A 21,796-nucleotide genomic window follows, 5' to 3' on the forward strand; every position below is an offset into this window, starting at 1 on the left:
AGGAGTCTCGCACTTCCGCTCCAATCAACCTTAAATAGTTTCGTTTTAAAAACAACAATCTTTACGAAAAGAGCCTATTTCTTTATATAAACTCTATTTACATAAAATCAACTATCAGAAGTACGCCAAAGAGCCAAACCCTTATGTATTTAAAGGTTTGGCTCTTGTCTGTTTTTTATCGATTATGCATGATTTTATACATCGTAGATAAATCAACATTTTTGGCTTCTTAAGAAAACTTGCACCATTAGATTGGAAACCACATGGACATGGTGGTTTCCAAATCCGCCTAGATTATGGTAACATCATCATATTTTTGATTCCAAATAAGAAAATGAAACTAAGTCAACGCTGCAATCCCCACCTTAAACTACAATTCTTTCAGGATGAGTGTTTCTCTAAAATATCTTTGGTAGATTGAATTTGTTCAAGAAAATTTCTTTTCCAAAAATATGTTCTTTCACCTGGAAATCTGAGTTACGCTCCCTTCAAACTCATTCACGAGATTTTTGGCTATCTTTTCCACTGCTGGGGAGAAGACGATCTCCTCGTGCAGCCCTGGAACCGAATGTTTATTCACTTTCCCCTGTAATAACGGCTTCCAATCCGTGAACAACTCTCTGCCTTCTTCAGCACTGAAGTAGATGACCTCCCCAAAATATGGCGTTAAAATATGTTCTGCCATTATATTTAGACACTTCCTGTGAGCATCGGTAATCTGCTTTAGACTCGTAAGATCCGCATCGGGCCGGAGCACTCCTTCCGCGATCAACTGATCAACAAGCATGCCCTGTTGATGGACGAGCTCTTCTTCCTGCTCCACTAGCTCTAAATGGGTGAAATGCTCCAATATATAAGATAGCATTTCATCCTCTGTCTTGTAATCCTGTTCTGAAGGCACCTTGGTATCCATGAGTACCAACACCTCAACTTCTTCTCCCTGGTTCCGTAGCATAGTTGCGATTTCATAGGCGATGGCACCGCCCAGAGACCATCCTCCCAGACGATACGGCCCCTCTGGCTGAGCGCGCTTCATTTCCTCGATGTAGAGTTGAACTACTTCCGATAAAGTCAACCCGTTCATTCCTTCTTTCTCTACGAGAGGATTCTGTAGACCATAAAATGAGCAGTGATCCTTGAGTAACCTTGCTAGCTGAATGTAACAGAATACATTCCCCATAAACGGATGAACACAGAAGAAAGGTCTTTTCTCTGATTCTTGTAGTGGAACCAGAACCGATAACGATTTTGCCATACCATGATTCTCACGGATGAGATAAGCGATCCCTTCCACTGTCGGGTTCTTAATCAGTGCGGACACCTTAATCTCTTTTCCAAATTTCTCTCTGACCTTTGAAATCAATTTGATTACAAGGAGTGAGTGACCCCCTAAATTGAAGAAATCATCGTTTACATGGACATCTTCTATCTGTAGCAAATCCTGCCAGATCGTAATCAGCTGATACTCGATTTCATCCCGTGGGATGATTGGTGTAGAAAAGGTACTTTCTCTTTGAATCGTTAAGCTGTTCAGTGCCTTTCGATCAACCTTCCCATTTGTTGTAAGCGGAACCGCGTCTACCTCAATAAAGTGTCCAGGAACCATATAATTCGGTACTTGTCTCTTGAGATGCTCACGCCATTCATGCATACTTCCTTCACCCACCACATAGGCAACCAATCTCTGATCTCCTGGTTGGTCCTCTCTTATCAAGACTACTGCCTCTTTCACCGATGGATGACTTTCTAAATTCGCTTCAATCTCTCCAAGCTCAATCCGGAATCCTCGAATTTTCACTTGATTATCGATTCTTCCCAGATAATCCAAATGGCCATCAGCTAAATAGCGGACTAGATCTCCCGTCCGGTATAACCGTTCCCCATTATTAAATGGATGAGGAATAAAACGTTCGGACGTCAACTCTGGACGATTCAAGTATCCTCTCGCCAGGCCTGCTCCACCGATATAAAGTTCACCCGTTACACCAACTGGAACAGGTAAACAATTCCCATCCAATACATAGGCTTGAACGTTCGGCAACGGACGGCCAATGGTAACCCGCTTACTATCTTTTTTGATACGATAGCATGTCGCATCGACAGTACATTCCGTAGGACCATACACGTTATAAAAATGGACCTTGTCAGCCTCTACTAATTGTTCCCACAGTGATGGCATAATCGCTTCTCCACCAACCAGTACCTTGCTTGGAACATGAACACCATCGTTTGTTTCCAACGCACCCTCATCTATGATTAATTGGAGTAGTGAAGGAGTTATATCGAACATTTCCAACTTATTCTCCCGAATATAAGATACAAACTGTTGAGGATCACTGCGAACTTCGTTCGGAATAATATACAAACTAGAACCATACAAAAGCATTTGTAATTGTTTAACGGATGAATCAAAGGCGATTGAGGCATTTAGACCAACGCGCATGTTAACAGGTGTCACATGCGAAAAAACCTCTTTCTGTAAACCATAGGATAGATTTAATACCGAATGATGCTGCACCAAAACCCCTTTTGGATTCCCGGTCGAACCTGAAGTGTAGATCACATACGCCAAGTTTTCTCCTGTCACTTTACATATGGGTGAAAGGGTGTTTTCTTGCGAAATCATTGCTTGATCCCGGTCCAAACAAACTGTTTCAACTTCTTCAGGTATCCAACCTTGTGATACTTCGTTCGTAACCAATATTTGAATCCCTGTGTCCTCCAGAATATATCGCAGGTGACTTTCTGGATACGCTGGATCCAATGGAACATAAGCTGCACCGGCTTTCCAGATTCCCATGAGACCGACAATCATCTCAACTGAACGTTGGAAACAAAGCCCGACCAATGATTCGGTCCCAACCCCACATTTATGGAGATAATGGGCCAATTGGTTTGCTTTTTCATTCAGCTCCCGATACGTCAACTGCTGATTTTCATCCACTACCGCCACCGTGTCAGGTGTACGATCCACTTGATCTTCAAACAGTTTGTGGATCACACTCTCACGTGGATATGCCGCTGCATTATCATTCCATTCTTCCAGTAGTTGTTTCTTTTCTATTTCCGTAACATACACCAGCTCCGACAGAGTTTGATCAACGTTCTCGATCATTTGCTTTAACACCTGGCTTAAATGACCCAGCATCCGTTCAATGGTTAGGCCATTAAACTTGCTGCGATCATACTTCAACTTTAACAACAACTGGCTTTCTGGAACAACTGTCAATCCCAATGGATAATGAGTTTGCTCTACTCCTTCCAACTCACCAATTTCTAGATTTCCTGAAGACTCCTCTTTCACTGGGTAGTTTTCAAACACATACAAGCTATGGAACAGCGGGGTTCCTCTAGGAACTTCACTCCATCCTTGAATCTCTGTCAAGGAAGCATATTCATATTGTCTTCTTTCTATCTCTTCCTCTTGTATCTTATGCAACCAATCCATTACTTTTATATCATCTAGCAACTTAATTCGCGTCGGTGATGTGGTAATAAAGGGACCTACAATGTTTTCAACATCAATAATCTCCGTAGGGCGTCCCGAGCTAGTTACACCATAGACAATGTCATCTTCTCCACTATACCGGCTCATGAGATACGCCCACGCACCTTGAATTACCGTATTCAAAGTGAGCCTCTTGCGCTTCGCCCAGTTTTGTAGCGCTTGGGTTTGCTCTTCTGATAAATAAGTTACCTTCTCCGTGTAACCTTTTTCTTGCTCCTTACTTTCTAAGCCAAGCAGGGTTGGCGCTGTAAAGCCTTTGAGTTTCTCCCTCCAGAATTGTTCGGCTTGTTCCTGATCCTGCTCTTTCAGCCATTGAATATATTTCTTGTATGGCGGTGACTTGGGTAAATCCACAGCCTCTCCTTTTATCCTCTTCTGATACACTGTAAGCAATTCGTTAAAGACCAGTGGCAAGCTCCATCCATCCAACAAAATATGGTGATGCGTCCAAACAACCCGATATTCTTCCTCCGCTTCTTGAATGACAGTCACCCGCATCAATGGCGCTTCATCAAAAAGAAAGGCCTGGTTTCGATCCGTCGCCAAAAAGGCTTTTCGTTTCTCCTCTTTTTCTTCAGCAGACAGCGCACGCCAATCCACTTCATTCAGCTTAAATGGGATATGTGCATACACCACTTGTAAAGGATTTTCAATCTCATCCCACACAAATGCCGAACGAAAGATCTCATGCCGCTGGATCGTCGATTTCCACGCCTGCTCGAAAGTAAGGATATCCAATTTCCCTTTAAACAGGAAACTTAATTGCACCATATACGGCGCCGAATGTTCATCCCCTTGATCATGCAGCGTATGAAAGATCATGCCTTCCTGCAAAGGTGATAGCGGATACAGGTCGATAATCGGATAATTCTTTCCACGATTCATCTTACATAGTACTTTGTTCAAATCTGCTGGGGTGAGATTTGCAATCGCAAAATCCGAAACGGTCAGCGTAGATTCTCCACCCGAAGAATGAATCAATCCACTCAGTTGATGGAGCATATTCTCTGCAACACTTTGAATGGTCGACTCCGCAAACTGTCCAACATTGTACACCCAAGTGAAATGAAGTTTTCCATCGGTTACAATCCCGATTACATCGATCAAATGTGATCGCTTGGAACCAGAAGCATGATCTAAGCGCGTAAACCCGGTCTCCGGAGCAAACATGGCATCGTCAGAGAACATTTGGTCAAATTGTCCAAGATAGTTAAAACTAATGGACGGAGTGATTTGAGACTGGAATAGCTCACGCATCGCTGGATTCAAGTACCGCAAAATCCCATAGTCAACGCCCTTATTAGGAATTTGGCGCACTTGTTCTTTGACTGCTTTTAATGCTGCGGTGGGCGTGTTAGCACCTGTAATATTCAAGTGAACAGGATAGATACTTGTAAACCATCCCACGGTTCTCGATAGGTCAACGTCTTCGATGATCTCTTCCCGGCCATGACCCTCCAAATCCACGGTCAGCGTCGTATGACCTGTCCATGCTGCCGTAGCCTGTACCAATGCTGTCAATAGCACTTCATTGATTTGGACACGATGAGTGCTTGAAATCTCTTGCAATAACGCACGGGTCTCTTTCTCATCCAGCACCACGGTAATCTCCTCGGTTCCTGTGTTTGCTGGAACTTCGAGGGTGGTATCCACTGGTAGCATAGCCACCTCTTGTTCGGATTGCTGCTCCCAGTAATCACGCACTCCTTGCACAATCCCAGCTTCAGCGTAATGATGCAATTTCTCCGACCACGCTTTAAAGGATGTACTCTTTGTAGGTAATTGGATCATCTGAGCATGGCTCGCTTGATTATACGCCGTTTGCAGATCCTCCAGTAAAACCCGCCAAGAAACACCATCCACTGCTAAGTGATGAATCACCCAGAATAATCGGCCGGCTCTCTTCTCGCCTTCATCAAAATACACCATTCTCATTAGCGGTCCTGCGTGTAAGTGCAAGCTTGCTTGTGCAGTGTCAATCTCCGCTTGAATTACTTGATGCCATTCTGCTTGTGGCACTCCTTCTAATGAAATCACGGTCAGCGTCGATTGTTCTTCAATCCCTTCGTTCCGCTGTTTCCAAGCTCCACCCGGAAAACGTTCATATCTTAAACGCAAGGCATCGTGATGGATTAGAAGGGTACGGACAGCTTTCTCCAGTAATACTATATCCAGTCGCTCTTTTGTTCTAAAAAACATGGATTGATTCCAATGATGTGGGTTAGGATGATCTTGTGCAAAAAACCATTGCTGGATTGGTGTAAGGATCAGTTCTCCAGTTACGACTCCTTGTTCCGCTTGTACACCCTGCTCTTCTTTGACTACTTGCGCCAACTCGGAAATCGTTTGGTGTTCAAACATTTGCTTTGGTGTCAATTGCAAACCTGCTTGCTTTGCGCGAGAGACAATCTGAATGCTGAGAATCGAGTCTCCACCGATTTCAAAAAAGTTTTCATGAATGCCAATCGGTTTTGTGCCTAACACACGTTCCCATATCATGGTAAGTATTTGTTCACTCTCATTTCTTGGAGCCACGTAACCTCCTTTTGTCCCTTGATGATCTGGCACAGGCAAAGTTTTCCGATCAATCTTTCCATTTAAGGTCAATGGTAACTCTTCCATCCCGACAAAGTAGGCGGGAACCATATGGCTTGGCAGTTGTGCTTTGAGATACTCGCGCCATTCTTCTTTACGCCCTTCACCCACTACATAGGCTACCAATCTCTTATCTCCTGGCTGATCTTCTCTCACCATCACAACGGCCTCTTTTACCGAGAGATGCTCCTGTAAGGTTGCCTCAATTTCCCCAAGCTCAATCCGAAATCCTCTAATTTTCACTTGGTTATCCAATCTTCCTAGATAATCCAAGTTACCATCAGGAAGGTGCCTCACGAGATCTCCTGTTCGATATAGCCTCTCTCCTTCTTTGAAAGGATGGGGAATAAAACGTTCGGACGTTAACTCTGGACGATTCAAATATCCTCTCGCTAGGCCTGCTCCACCGATATAAAGTTCACCCGTTACACCAACTGGAACAGGTAACCAATTCCCATCCAATACATAGGCTTGAACGTTCGGCAACGGACGCCCAATGGTTACTCGCTTACCATCTTTTTTGATACGATAGCATGTAGCATCGACAGTACATTCCGTAGGACCATACACGTTATAAAAATGGATCTTGTCAGCCTCAGCTAATTGTTCCCACAGTGACGGTACAATTGCTTCGCCACCGACCAGTACCTTGCTTGGAACATGAACACCATCGTTTGTTTCTAACAACCCGCCATCTATGAGTAATTGGAGTAATGAAGGGGTCATATCGAACATTTCCAACTTATTCTCCCGAATATATGATACAAACTGTTGGGGATCACTGCGAACTTCGTCCGGAATAATATACAAACTTGAACCATACAAAAGCATTTGTAATTGCTGAATGGATACATCAAAGGCGATCGAAGCATTTAAACCGACACGCATGTTAACAGGTGTCTCATGCGAAAAAACTTCTTTCTGTAGACCATATGATAGATTTAGTACCGAATGATGTTGCACCAAAACGCCCTTTGGATTCCCGGTCGAACCCGATGTATAGATCACATATGCCAAGTTTTCTCCTGCCACTTCACATATTGGTGAAAGGGTACTTTCTCGCGAGATCATCGCTTGATCCCGATCCAAACAAACTGCTTCGACTTCTTCGGGTATCCACTCTTCTAATGCTTCGTTCGTGACCAATACTTGAATCCCTGTGTCCTGCAGAATATATCGCAGGCGACTTTCTGGGTATGATGGATCCAACGGAACATAGGCTGCCCCAGCTTTCCAGATTCCCATTAGACCGACAATCATCTCAACTGAACGTTGGAAACAAAGCCCGACCAATGATTCGGTCCCAACCCCACATGTTTGGAGATAATGGGCCAATTGGTTTGCTTTTTCATTCAGCTCCCGATACGTCAACTGCTGATTTTCATCCACTACCGCCACCGTGTCAGATGTAAGATCCACTTGATCTTCAAAAAGTCTGTGGATCACACTCTCACGTGGATACGCTTCAGCATTATCATTCCACTCTTCCAGCAATTGCCACTCCATCTCCGGTAGCAACGTCAACTTCGTCAGTGATTTATCGGGATGTTCCACGATTTCATTCAACCAGTTTTCAAAATGCTCAGCCATACGTCTGATGGTTACAACATCAAATAAATCAGTATTAAAGACAAAAGAAAGGACCAAACCCTCTTCCTTCTCTAGGGCGCTTAAACTCAAATCAAACTTGGCGTTCGAATCCTGAATTTCCATCGCTTCTAAACTTCTTCCATGAAGCTCTGGTAGCTCATGTTTCGTGTTTTGCAACGTAAACATGGTTTGGAAGATCGGAGAATGACTTATACTTCGCTCGGATTGTATGACTTCTACAATCTTTTCAAACGGAACATCTTGGTACTCATACGCCTTCAATGCTTTTGTCCGTACCTGAGACAGCAACTCTTGGAATGTTGGTGCGCCACTCAGATCAGCCCGATAAACCAACGTGTTGACGAAGAAACCAATCAATCCTTCAATCTCGCGATAATTCCGATTTGCAATCGGGCTTCCGACAAGAATATCCGATTGTCCTGTATAACGAGAGAGAAAGCTTTGATACGATGCAAGTAAGGTCATGAAGAGCGTCGATCCTTCTTGACGACTAAGCTCATTCAATTTGTCGCGTAACGCGCGTGACAGCAACACAGTGTGTGTCGATCCGCTATGGGTTTGCACCGCAGGACGAGGACGATCCATCGGCAACATTAAGACTGGTAACTCGCCAGACAGCTCTTCCTTCCAATATGCAAGCTGTCGATCAAGTACTTCTTCTTTTAACCATTCCCTTTGCCATTGGGCAAAGTCGGCATATTGAATCGGTAATGGTGCGAGTTCTGCTGGTTTGCCGCCAACCGCATCTTCATAGAATGCCATCCATTCTTGGAGCAAGATTTCCATCGACCAGCCATCAGAGATAATATGATGCATCGTACAAAGAAGAATCCATTCTTCTTCAGCGATTTGCACGATTTGCCCACGAATCAACGGACCTTGCCCTAAGTCAAATGGTGCTTCGACTTCGTTTTTGATCCATTGTTCCATTTCTCTTTCTCGCTCTTCCGGAGAAAGCGTAGTTAGATCCATTTTAGGAAGGGACCGGAGAGCATACGGTTGAATCTGCTGCACAGGGTGACCATCCACTTCATGGAATACCGTTCGTAAAGATTCATGACGTTCTATCAGCCTATTCCATCCCGTCTCCAATGCTTCGGGTACCCAATTCCCTGTAAGACGGCAAACCATCGGCATATTATATAGTGCACTATTGGGCTGAAATTGGTCGATGAACCACAGGCGCTGTTGGGCATAAGAGAGCGGAATGGCTTCTCCCCGTTCCATCGGTATAAGCGGTGGAATCTCTCGTTTTTTGTCTCCTTTACACAATTGGTCCAGTCGCTTCGCCAACGCCTCCACTGTTGTATGCTCAAACAGTTCACGCACTAGCAGTTCGATTTGTAATGCTTCTTTTAACCTGGAGACAACTTGCGTAGCAAGTAGCGAGTGTCCACCTCGCTCGAAGAACGAATCCTGAACACCAATATTTTCTATTTCCAGTACTTGACTCCATACCGAAGCGATGAGCTCTTCCATCAGAGTTCTTGGGTATACGGTATTTTCAGTAGATGGTTCATCAGGCATTGGCAATGCTTTCAAATCGAGTTTTCCATTCGGTGTGAGTGGTAAAAATGCCATCTCGACAAAGTGTGCCGGAACCATGTAATTCGGTAAATGTGTTTGCAGATGCTCCCGCCATTCATGAACACTTCCTTCACCAACTACATAAGCTACCAATCGCTTGTCTCCTGGATGATCCTCTCTCACCAGGACAACAGCTTCCTTTACAGACAAATGCGCCTGCAGCGTTGCTTCAACTTCTCCTAGTTCAATCCGGAAACCGCGAATTTTTACTTGGTCATCCATACGACCATGGAATTGGAGATCACCTCCAGGAAGATAACTTGCTTTGTCCCCGGTGTAATAGAGACGTTCCCCTGACTTGAACGGATGCAGAATGAATTTTTCCTCTGTGAGTTCCGGACGATTGGCATAGCCGCGAGCAAGGCTCTTTCCTCCGATATAGAGATCTCCAATCACACCCACCGGCACCGGCTGAAGGTGAGAATCTAACACGTATACTTCTGTATTCGCAATCGGCCGACCAATTGGCGGAGTACCTGTTGACATTCCTACAGGCACGTAACAATCAGTGGCAACGACGGTATTTTCCGATGGACCATACTGATTAATCACTGCAAAAGGGATTTGTTCAGATGGATACTGTGTTAACTGATCTCCTCCCGTAATGATAAAACGGAGATCCGTCTTCTCTGGCCAAGATAATTTCAAGAGTCTTTCGAGTATAGGTGTAGGCGCAAAGCTAGCCGTTATCCGTGAATCAATGAGCCAATCTCTTAGAGCCTCTGGATTGATCCGCAACTCTTCTGTTGATAGGTATAGTGCTGCACCAGCAGTGAGATAAGGCCATATCTCCTGGACAGCTGAGTCAAAGGCAATCCCCGCAATCTGAGTCGCACGATCCTGTGCTGTAATTTGGTATACCGCTTGATGCCAAGAAACCATATTCATCAATGACCGATATTCGACCATGACACCCTTTGGCTTTCCTGTGGAGCCAGAGGTGTAGACGATATAAGCTAAGTGCTCGGGTTTTACCCGCCGCTTCGGTGCGTTCACGCTTTCATCTGTCATTTCTTCTAATCTCACCGTTTCGACCTGTTCTGAAAGGTTTTCTTGCGCTGCTGTCGTCACCACGATTTGGATCCCTGCATCTTCAATCATGTATTGTAACCGTGATTTCGGATACAACGGATCTAGGACGACATAGGCCCCGCCAGCTTTTAATATACCAAGTAAACTTGCCATGAGCTCAGCCGATCTCGGGAGGTAGACGCCCACAACTGATTCAGGAACAACCCCTTTTCTCTGCAAAACTTGTGCCAACTGATTTGCTTGCGCATCCAGTTCACCATAGGTCCACTCTCTCATTTGATCGACCACTGCAATCGTATCGGGACGTCGTGCTACTTGGTCCTCAAATCCGTCGCAAATAAGACCCACTTGGGACATCTCCGTTGCGGTGTCATTCCATGTCTCTACTAACAGATCACGCTCAAATTCGGATAGCATACCAAGACTATTCAACGGTTTTTGTGGATGAAGAGAAACTTCATTTAGCCATGTCTCAAAATGTCCTGCCATTCGTTCGATGGTTGTAACATCAAATAAATCCTTATTGTATTCAAAAGCGAACATTAATCCTTCTTCCGTCTCTGCTGCCATTACACTTAAATCAAATTTCGAGATCGGACTATGGCTTTCTATCATTTCGATCCTTCTTCCAGACAAAACCGGAAGCTCTTGTTTCATATTTTGTAAGATGAACATCGTCTGAAAGATCGGGGAATGACTTGTACTCCGCTCGGGCTGCACAACTTCCACAATTTTTTCATATGGAATATCTTGATATTCGTATGCTTTCAGTGCCTTTTGACGTACCTGAGACAATATATCTTGGAAGGTCGGTGTACCACTCAGGTCAGCCCGATAGACCAGCGTGTTCACGAAGAAGCCGATTAATCCTTCACTCTCTCTGTAATTACGATTCGCAATTGGACTTCCGACGAGAATATCTTCTTGTCCTGTATAACGGGAGAGGAAGCTTTGATACGCAGCCAACAGGGTCATGAAGAGAGTCGATCCTTCTTGACGACTGAGTTCGTTCAGTTTGTCGCGTAATGAACGTGACAGCAACACAGTGTGTGTCGATCCGCAATGGGTTTGTACCGCCGGACGCGGGCGATCCATCGGCAGTTGTAGCACGGGAAGTTCACCAGACAATTCATCCTGCCAATAGTGGAGTTGCTGTTTAAGCACTTCTTCCTTCAACCATCCCTTTTGCCACTGAGCAAAGTCCGCATATTGGATCGGTAAAGGTTCAAGTTCCGCTACCTTCTCACCCACTGCTCCCTCATAGAAAGCTATCCATTCGTTAAGTAGGACTCCCATCGACCATCCATCCGAAACGATATGATGCAGGGTGCAGAGGAGGACCCATTCCTCTTCTCCCACTCGCAAGAGGATCGTCCGAGTCAGCGGGCCTTCTTCTAGGTCAAATGGCACTTCTGTTTCTTGCTGCAACAAACGCTTAACTTCCGATTCTCGCTCTTCCGGAGAAAGCATAGTTAAATCCATTTGAGAAAGGGGCCGAAAGGCATGCGGTTGAATCTGCTGCACAGGATGACCATCCACTTCATGGAACACTGTCCGTAAAGATTCATGACGTTCTATCAGCTGATTCCATCCCGTCTCCAATGCTTCGGGTACCCAATTCCCTGTAAGACGGCAAACCATCGGCATATTATAAAGTGAACTATTGGGCGTGAATTGGTCGATGAACCACAGGCGCTGTTGGGCATAAGAGAGCGGAATCGCATCCCCCCGTTCCATCGGCATAAGCGGTGGAATCTCCCGTTTTTTGTCTCCTTTACGCAACTGATCCAGTCGCTTCGCCAGCGCCTCCACCGTTGAATACTCAAATAGTTCACGCAACGGTAGTTCGATTTGGAAGACTTCTTGTAAACGTGAGACAACTTGGGTAGCGAGTAGCGAGTGGCCACCAAGTTCAAAGAAGGAAGCCTGAACACCAATATTTCCTATGCCTAACACTTGACTCCATACAGACGCGATGAGCTCCTCCCCTGGTGTCCGCGGTAAGACAATATCGGCACTCACGGACTGTCCTTCCAATGCCAGTAAGGCTTTGCGATCGATTTTGCTATTCGGAGTAAGGGGCATCGCTTCCATTTCAACAAAGTATGCCGGGACCATGTAATTCGGTAATTGCGCCTTTAGGTGCTCGCGCCATTCTCCAGTGTTTCCTTCACCCACCACATATGCTACTAACCGCTTGTCTCCTGGACGATCTTCCCTTACCAGCACGACAGCTTCTTTCACAGATGGATGATCATGTAGGACCGCTTCAACCTCTCCCAGCTCAATCCGGAAGCCTCTGATTTTCACTTGATTATCTACTCTGCCGATATACTCCAAGTTGCGGTCATTCAGATACCTCACCAGGTCCCCGGTCCGATAGAGTCGTTCCCCTTCCTTAAATGGATGCGGAATAAAACGTTCAACAGTTAACTCTGGACGATTGAAGTAACCACGTGCCAAGCCTACACCACCAAGGTAAAGTTCCCCAGCCACACCAACCGGTACCACCTGTTGGTTTTGATCCAATACATACAATTCGGTATTATCAATCGGACGACCAATTGGAATGAGCATCAGTTCTTTTTCTAAATCACAATTATAGTAAGTAACATCTACAGTCGCTTCGGTAGGACCATACAAGTTGCATAACTTCGTTTGCTGAAAATCATAAAATACACCCTTAAACCGGCGAACCTGTTCGGAATTTAACGCTTCTCCACTAGTGAAAACCTGACACAAAGACGATACGTCCTTTTTTGCTCTGGATTGTTCCATATAATCCAAGAATGCAGATAACATCGACGGAACAAAGTGCATCGTGGTCACACGATATCGCTCAATGCACTCCTCAATCATTGCAGGATCCTTCTCTCCACCCGGCGGAAGTAAACAAACACGCGCTCCTACAAATGACCACCAAAATAATTCCCAGACAGAGACATCAAACGAAAACGGCGTTTTTTGAAGAATCGTATCCTGTTCAGATAATGGATAGTTTTTTTGCATCCACTGTAATCGGTTGATAACCGAGTGGTGTTCGATCATCACTCCCTTCGGATTCCCTGTCGAACCCGAAGTGTAAATGATATACGCCAAGTTTTTTGCTGTCACTCCACTCACTGGCGCCAAGCCACTCTCTTTAGAAATCGCTGCTTGATCCCGATCCAAACAAATCGCTTGGATCCCTTCGGGCAACCAACCTAGTAGCGCTTCCTTCGTTAAAAGCACTTGGATCTGTGAGTCCTTTAATATGTATCTCAGGCGATTTTCGGGATAACTCGGATCCAGCGGGACATAAGCCCCGCCGGCTTTGAGAATTCCTAAGAGACCAATCATCATATCGGGTGAACGCTCGAAACATATCCCGACCAATGATTCAGGACCTATATCCCGTTTTTGTAAATAATGGGCCATTTTGTTCGCTTTCTCGTTGAGTTCTTGATAAGTCAGCTGTCCACCTTCATATACTACCGCCACCGCTTCAGGTGTACGCGCAACCTGCTGTTCAAACAGTTCGTGAATCATGCTCTCATTTGCATAAACTGCATCAGTGTCATTCCATTCTTCCAAGAGCTGCTTCTGCTCTGTGTCCGATAGCATCGTCAGGTTTGTATATGATTCATCTGGATGATGAACGATTTCGTTCAACCAGTTTTCAAAATGCCCCGCCATACGTGCAATGGTTCTACTGTCAAATAAATCTGTATTGTACTCAAAAGTGACATGTAGGTCTTCCTCCACCTCATACGCGGTTAGACTCAAATCAAATTTCGCGATCGAGATATTACTTTCTATCATTTCCAAACTTCTCCCAGACAGCTCTAATCGTTCTTGTTTTATATTCTGTAGCGTAAACATGGTCTGGAAGATGGGCGAATGGCTAGTGCTCCGTTCAGGTTGTACCGCTTCTACCACTTTTTCAAACGGAATATCTTGATATTCATATGCCTTCAACGCCTTTTTCTTTATCTGAGACAAAATCTCCCGGAACGTAGGAGCCCCATTCAGGTCCGCCCGATAGACTAACGTATTAACAAAGAAGCCGATTAATTCCTCTACTCCTTTATGATTCCGATTCGCAATCGGACTTCCGACGAGAATATCATTTTGCCCCGTATAGCGTGCAAGAAAGCTCTGATACGCAGCCATTAAGGTCATGAATAAGGTGGATCCTTCTCGCTGACTTAAATTCTTCAATGCACTGAGTAGTGTGTGAGGTACAATCACACGACATGTGTCCCCAGCGTACGTTTGCGTAACCGGTCTAGGGCAATCCAACGGCAGTTGTAATATAGGAAGCTCACCGGACAATTCTTCCTGCCAATACGTGAGTTGTCGATCCAACACTTCACCCTGCAACCACTGCTTTTGCCATTTCGCAAAGTCTGCATATTGAATCGATAGCGAATTTAGTCCGGCAGGCTTCCCACTCGTTTCCTCCTCATAGAAGGCAAGCAATTCATTGATCAATATGCCAATGGACCACGCATCAGAAATAATATGGTGCATGGTACATAGCAATAACCATTCATCTTTCCCTAATTGAACCAGTTGATTGCGGATCAAAGGGCCATTCATTAAATCAAATGGCTCCTGCGCTTCTCTTGCAATCAAACTCTCTATCTCTTTTTCCTTTACTTCCAGAGGAAGGTGAGAATAATCCTCTACAGGTAGTTTTCTAGGAAGATATTCCACAATATGTTGTACCGGTTGGTCTCCTACTTCCTTAAAAACGGTGCGTAATGATTCATGACGCTCAATGAACCGATTTAATCCCTTTTCCAATGCTCCAGGTAGCCAATGCCCTTTCAGACGCCATACTGTCGGAATATTATATAATGAACTGTTTGGGTTAAATCGGTCCATAAACCATAATCGTTGTTGTGCATAGGACAACGGAAGCGTTTCTTTCTCCTTTTTTTGCATCTGCTTCTGAAGCCACTCCCTTTTCTCAGGAGAAAGCGAATCCAGCTTCGCAAGTAAATCACTTCTCATTTTTTTACCCCTTCCTCAACCAAGTTGCTCTCGAATATACCTTGCGCTTCTTCCTCTGATAACTCTTCCAATTGCTTAAGAAGTTCAAGTAACTCTTCATCATTACTCGCTGCTGCTTCTTTTTGAATATAGTCTTGAAAACTTACATTCCCCTTACTATCATTCTGTGCTTGCTCATTTCCACTGCATTGCAGCTGATTAACCCGTTCTGCCAATTCCTGCACCGTAGTATACGTAAATAAATCATGCAGTGGTAACTCAATCCCAAAGGCTTCTTTCAGGCTAGTAACAGCTTGTGTAGCGAGTAATGAATGGCCACCAAGTTCAAAAAAAGAATCATGAATCCCGATATTTTCCGTGCCTAAAACTTGATGCCATATCGAAACAATTGCTTCTTCCGTAGGTGTACGAGGGGCAACATAACCACCTTCTGCTCCCTTGCGCTCTGGTACAGGTAAGGCTTTCCGATCGATTTTCCCATTTGGGGTGAGCGGGAAAGCTGTCAATCCGACAAAGTGTGCCGGAACCATGTAATTTGGTAACTTTGTCTTGAGATAATCACGCCAATCATGAGCATTTTCTTCTCCCACTACATAGGCAACCAAACGCTGATCACCCGGATGATCTTCTCGTACCATCACAACAACTTCGTTTACCAATGAATGACTTTGTAACGTCGCTTCAATCTCACCTAGCTCAATCCGGAATCCACGGATCTTCACTTGATGATCGATCCGACCGAGATAATCCAAAGTCCCGTCCGGCAGGTACCTCACAAGGTCCCCCGTCCGATATACTCGCTCCCCTTCTTTAAATGGATGCGGGATAAAACGCTCGTTTGTTAAGTCAGGGCGGTTTAAGTAGCCACGCGCCAAGCCTGATCCCCCAATGTAAAGCTCACCGGCTACACCAATCGGTACCATTTGCTGGTTTGCACTGAGGACATATACTTCCGTGTTAGAAATGGGTCTGCCAATCGGTGGTACCTTGTACTTGACACCCTTTTCTAGCTTCATATACGTGGAATAAGTAGTATCTTCGGATGGACCGTACAAGTTGTACACCTTTTCAATTGGACTACTCTCATACAAGTGCTCGACTAATGACTGGGGCAACGGTTCTCCAGCCAAATTCATCACCTTTACCGAAGAAGGGATTGTATTTGCCCGAACCAGTTCCTTCGCAGCTGATGGTACAGTGTTGACCAAAGTCACATCCCTCGTAGTCAACTTGTCCAGATGAAGAGCACTTTCAGCGACAATCACCTTACCACCCATCGTCAAAGGAACAAACACTTCAAAAACCGATAGATCAAAGGATAGTGAAGTTGAAGCCAGCACTCCCGCTAATTCCTGTCGGGAATAGGTTTGATGTGCCCAATGGATCATCGTCAACGCACTCCGATGCTCAATCATCACTCCCTTAGGCTTGCCAGTTGATCCTGAGGTATAGATGATATAAGCTAGGTTATCGCTTGTCACTTCACCCGTACATGCCGTCGTCACTTCCTGTTCGATTTCCGCTCGATCACGATCGATACAAATCATGTCAACGGATTCCGGTAACGTCATTTTTTGCGGCAACTTTTCCTGTGTCACCAGTACTTCGATATGAGCATCCGCTAAAATATACCGTAATCGACTCTCCGGATACGAAGGATCAATCGGTACATACGCTCCTCCTGATTTCATGATTCCTAAAAGACCGACAATCATCTCGGATGAACGTGTAACGCTGATCCCAACCAATGATTCACATCCCACCCCACGCTTATGGAGATAATGGGCCAACTGATTGGAACGTTCGTCCAGTTCCCGATATGTCAGCTCCTCATCTTCGCACACTACCGCGATTGCTTCTGGCGTTTTCTCCACTTGTTCCTCAAACAATGTATGGATCGTTTCTTCACGTAGGTCGACAACATCTGTGTCATTCCATTCCTCTAGTAACCGCTTATATTCTGCTTTCGGCAGCATATTCAGTTTTGTTAAAGAATCTTTTGGATGAGATACAATTTCAGATAACCAATGTTCAAAATGTCCTGCCATTCGTTCAATGGTTGCAGCATTAAACAAATCGGTATTATATTCAAAAGTTAGCAATAGCCCTTCTTCCGTCTCCGATGCAAACAAACTCAAATCAAATTTGGCAATCGAAGTATGACTTTCCATCATCTCCATGTTTCTTTCAAATAGCTGAGGTAACCCTTGTTTCGTATTCTGCAAGGTAAACATGGTCTGGAAAATCGGCGAATGACTGGTATTCCGTTCAGGTTTTACCGCTTCTACCACTTTCTCAAACGGAATGTCCTGGTACTCGTATGCTTTTAGTGCTTTTATTCGTATCTGCGACAGAAGTTCTTGGAACGTCGGATTTCCACTGAAATCAGCTCGATAAACCAACGTATTTACAAAGAAACCTATTAATCCTTCAATCTCTTTAACATTCCGGTTCGCAATCGGGCTTCCAACCAAGATGTCGTCTTGTCCCGTATAACGAGCAAGAAAGCTTTGATACGCCGCCATTAAGGTCATAAAAAAGGTGGTTCCTTCTTGCTGACTTAACTCTTTGAGCTTTTCCCGGAGGAAATATGGCAACATCAGAGTCTGACTTGCTCCACGGTGAGTTTGAACAGCAGGTCGAGGACGATCCATCGGTAATTGCAAGACCGGTAACTCACCATGCAATTCTTCCTTCCAATATTGAAGGTGTTCATCAAGATCCTCTTCTTTTTGCCATTCTTTTTGCCACAGGGCAAAGTCCGCATATTGAACAGGTAACTTCTTCAGCTCCACTGGCTTTCCACTTAGCGCTCCTTCATAAAAAGCCATCCATTCTTCGAGCAAGATTCCCATTGACCATCCATCCGAAATAATATGATGCATCGTACAAAGGAGTATCCATTCCTCTTTGTCCATTTTCAAAATTCGCGTTCGAATCAAGGGACCTTGTCCCAAATGAAATGGTTCTTCCGCTTCGTTTTGAATGAACCGCTTCATCTCTCTTTCTCTGTCTTCCAGAGAGAGAATTGTTAGATCCATTTGGGGGAGGGGCCTGAAGACATGCGACTGAATCTGTTGGATCGGTTGACCCTCTCGCTCTTGAATCACCGTCCGCAATGATTCATGACGTTCAATCAACTGATTCCATCCCGTCTCCAATGCTTCAAGTGACCATTTCCCTGTCAGTCGGCATGCTGCATGAATATTGTACATCGCACTATTTGGCGTTAACTGATCAATGAACCATAGGCGTTTCTGTGCGTAGGAAAGCGGAATGGATTCTTCCCGTGCCATAGGTACAAGTGGCGGAATCTCTCGTTTTTTGTCTCCTTTACACAACTGATCCAGTCGCTTCGCCAATGCCTCCACCGTATCGTACTTGAAAAGTTCGCGTAGCGGGATTTTGATCTGGAATGCTTCTTGTAATCGAGAGACGATTTGGGTAGCAAGCAGTGAGTGCCCACCCCGTTCAAAGAAAGAGTCCTGACTGCCGATATTTTCTATTCCTAACACTTGACTCCAAACCGCTGCGATGAGCTCTTCCGATGGCGTTCGCGGCAGGACGTTAAAGGCCATAGGCTGTCCCTCCGGTTCTGGTAAGGCTTTTCGGTCGATTTTCCCATTCGGAGTAAGCGGGAAATAATCCAACTCTACAAGGTGTGCTGGAACCATGTGATTCGGTAATTGGTTTTGGAGATACTCTCGCCACTTTTGGATATTTCCATCGCTTATCACATACGTTACCAATCGCTGATCGCCTGGGCGATCTTCTCGAACGATCACGACAGCCTCTTTGATAGACGTATGCCTTTCTAAAGTCGCTTCAATTTCTCCAAGCTCAATCCGAAAGCCGCGCACTTTCACTTGATGGTCCATTCTTCCTATGAATTTCAAATTTCCATCAGTTAGATATCTTACTAGATCCCCTGTTCGATATAGCCGTTCTCCTAATTGAAACGGATGCGGAACGAATCGTTCAGAAGTTAGATCAGGTCGGTTTAAGTAACCACGTGCTAAGCCTGCACCACCAATATACAACTCACCCTCAATCCCTACCGATTGCAAGCGCTGATTCCGATCGAATACATAAAGCTGGATATTTTGAATCGGATTGCCAATGGAAACAAATTCTTGATTGGATTGACAGTCATATGCATTCACATAAATGGTTGCTTCTGTTGGTCCATAAAAGTTGGTCAATTTAACTTGTCCGCTCTCATCCCAGTGCTGTTGAAATCGTCTAACCAACCCCGGACTAAGCTCTTCTCCACCAGAAAACACATGACGCACGGATGAACATTTCCGTTTCAGCTCAGTATGATCGAAATGATCTATGAAAACAGATAGCATCGAGGGAACAAATTGGACAATCGTAACCCGATGCTTCTCTATCACTTCAGCTATTATAGAAGGATCTTTCTCCCCGCCCGGAGGAAGGAAGGATACACATGCTCCTATACTAATGCCCCAAAATAACTCCCACACAGATACGTCGAATGAGATCGGTGTTTTCTGCAAAACCACATCTCTTTCAGAGAGTGGATATTGATGTTGCATCCATTCAAGATAATTGATCACCGAATGATGCTCGATCATCACTCCCTTTGGTTTTCCTGTAGATCCGGAAGTATACATGACGTATGCTAAATTTTTTCCTGTTACACTGCTTGTACATGCGGTCGGTTCTTCTTGTTCAATCGCAATGCGATCTTGATCCATACAAATTATTTCGATTTGTTCGGATGTACCTATTTTTTCTAACCTTTCTTGCGTCACTAGCACTTCGATTCTAGCATCTTCTAATATATAGCGTAGGCGATTCTCGGGATACGTAGGATCAAGCGGAACATAGGCTCCTCCTGACTTTAGAATCCCTAGCAACCCTATCATCATTTCCGGGGATCGTTCCATATAAACGCCGACTAAAGACTCTGGACCCACACCTTGCTTCTGTAAATAGTGAGCCAGCTGATTAGCACGCTCATTCAGCTCTTTATAGGTAAGTTGCTCATTTTCATACATAACCGCGATCGCTTCTGGCGTTTTTTCCACTTGCTGCTCAAATAACGCATGAATCATGCTTTCACATGAATAATCTACTTGGGTATCATTCCATTTCTCTAGCAGTTGTGTCCGCTCTTCCATTGTTAAATGGGTAATTTCGGATAGCTTTGGGTCTGAGCTTTTCGTCATCTGGATCAATGTTTGCGATAGATGGCCCTGAATCCTCTGAATGGTCTCTTCATCAAAATGATGCCTGTCATACATCAACTTCAAAGTGAGTTGCTTACCTGGCATTGCAATGAGCGTCAAAGGATAATTTGTTTGTTCAGCACTTTGGACCTCTAGCACTCTTAAATCAGACTTGCGCTCTCCTTGTATCGGGTAATTTTCGAACACATACAAGGTATGAAATAAACCACTACCCCTTGGAACTTCACTCCAACCTTGAATATCGACCAACGAATTATACTCGTATTGTCTCCGTTCCAGTTCTTTCATCTGTATCTTACGGAGCCAGTCCACTAATGAATGATCATCCATTACCCGAATTCGGGTAGGCAATGTGTTTATAAATAGACCAACCATTTTCTCTGCTCCTACTAATTCAGGAGGACGTCCAGAGCTAGTCACACCAAATACGATGTCGCTTTCGCCGCTATACCGGCTCATCAAGTAAGCCCAGGCTCCTTGTACTAACGTATTTAATGTTAGCTGACTATTTCGCCCCCACTCTTGTAAAGTCTCAGTCAGTTCCTCAGATAGCCGATAAACGCTCTCTCCATAACCCTTCTCATGCCCCTGGTCATTTTTCTCCATCATTAATGGCGTAGGTGCATGAAATCCTTTTAATTCATCTGTCCAAAATTTCTCAGCTTTACTTCGATCTTGTTTATTAATCCACTGGATATATTTTTTATAGGGAAGAGACTTGGGAAGGTCGAATGCTTCTCCCTTTATCATCTTGAGATAAACTTCCATCACTTCATTGAAGACCAGGGACACACTCCATCCATCCAATAAAATATGATGATGTGTCCAAATGATTCTCGTTTCTTCTTCTGCTTCTTTGATCGCAGTGATTCTCATCAACGGTGCTTCGTCTAACGAAAACCCTTGCCTCCGATCTTCATTCAAAAACTGGTGTAATTTCTTTTCCCTCTCTCCACACGGAAGAGCGCTCCAATCTTCTCGGCGAATGGTAAAAGGAAGACGTTGATAAACAGCTTGCAATGGCTTTTCTACTTCCTCCCACACAAAAACAGAACGTATGATCTCATGCCGGTGAATGATGTATTCCCAAGCCTTTTCGAAAGCAGCAACATCCAATCGACCGCCAAGTATGAAATCTACCTGTACAATGTAGGAAAAAGAATGATCATCGTCTTGATCATATAAAGTATGAAACAGTATCCCTTTTTGCAAGGGTGATAATCCGTATATATCGATAATGTCGCTCATC

The 21,796-nt window shown here is 44.6% G+C and carries 2 protein-coding genes; both read right to left on the reverse strand.

Translation table 11 applies throughout. The features are described from left to right. Positions 1-460: 460 nt before the first annotated feature. Positions 461-15,331: a non-ribosomal peptide synthetase gene (locus SB775_RS10755; RefSeq protein WP_410861590.1), complete on the reverse strand. Its 14,871-nt coding sequence runs from the start codon at positions 15,329-15,331 to the stop codon at positions 461-463. Further along, complete coding sequence (locus SB775_RS10760) at positions 15,328-21,795, reverse strand: amino acid adenylation domain-containing protein (protein WP_410861591.1); 6,468 nt, start codon at positions 21,793-21,795, stop codon at positions 15,328-15,330. Before SB775_RS10760 ends, SB775_RS10755 begins: the two co-directional genes overlap by 4 nt. Position 21,796: the final 1 nt, after the last annotated feature.

The organism is Peribacillus sp. SIMBA_075, assembly GCF_046534585.1.

Excerpts from the sequence above, each read along its gene's own strand:
- SB775_RS10760 (WP_410861591.1), bottom strand. The coding sequence starts at position 21,795 with ATGAGCGACATTATCGATATATACGGATTATCACCCTTGCAAAAAGGG.
- SB775_RS10755 (WP_410861590.1), bottom strand. The coding sequence starts at position 15,331 with ATGAGAAGTGATTTACTTGCGAAGCTGGATTCGCTTTCTCCTGAGAAA.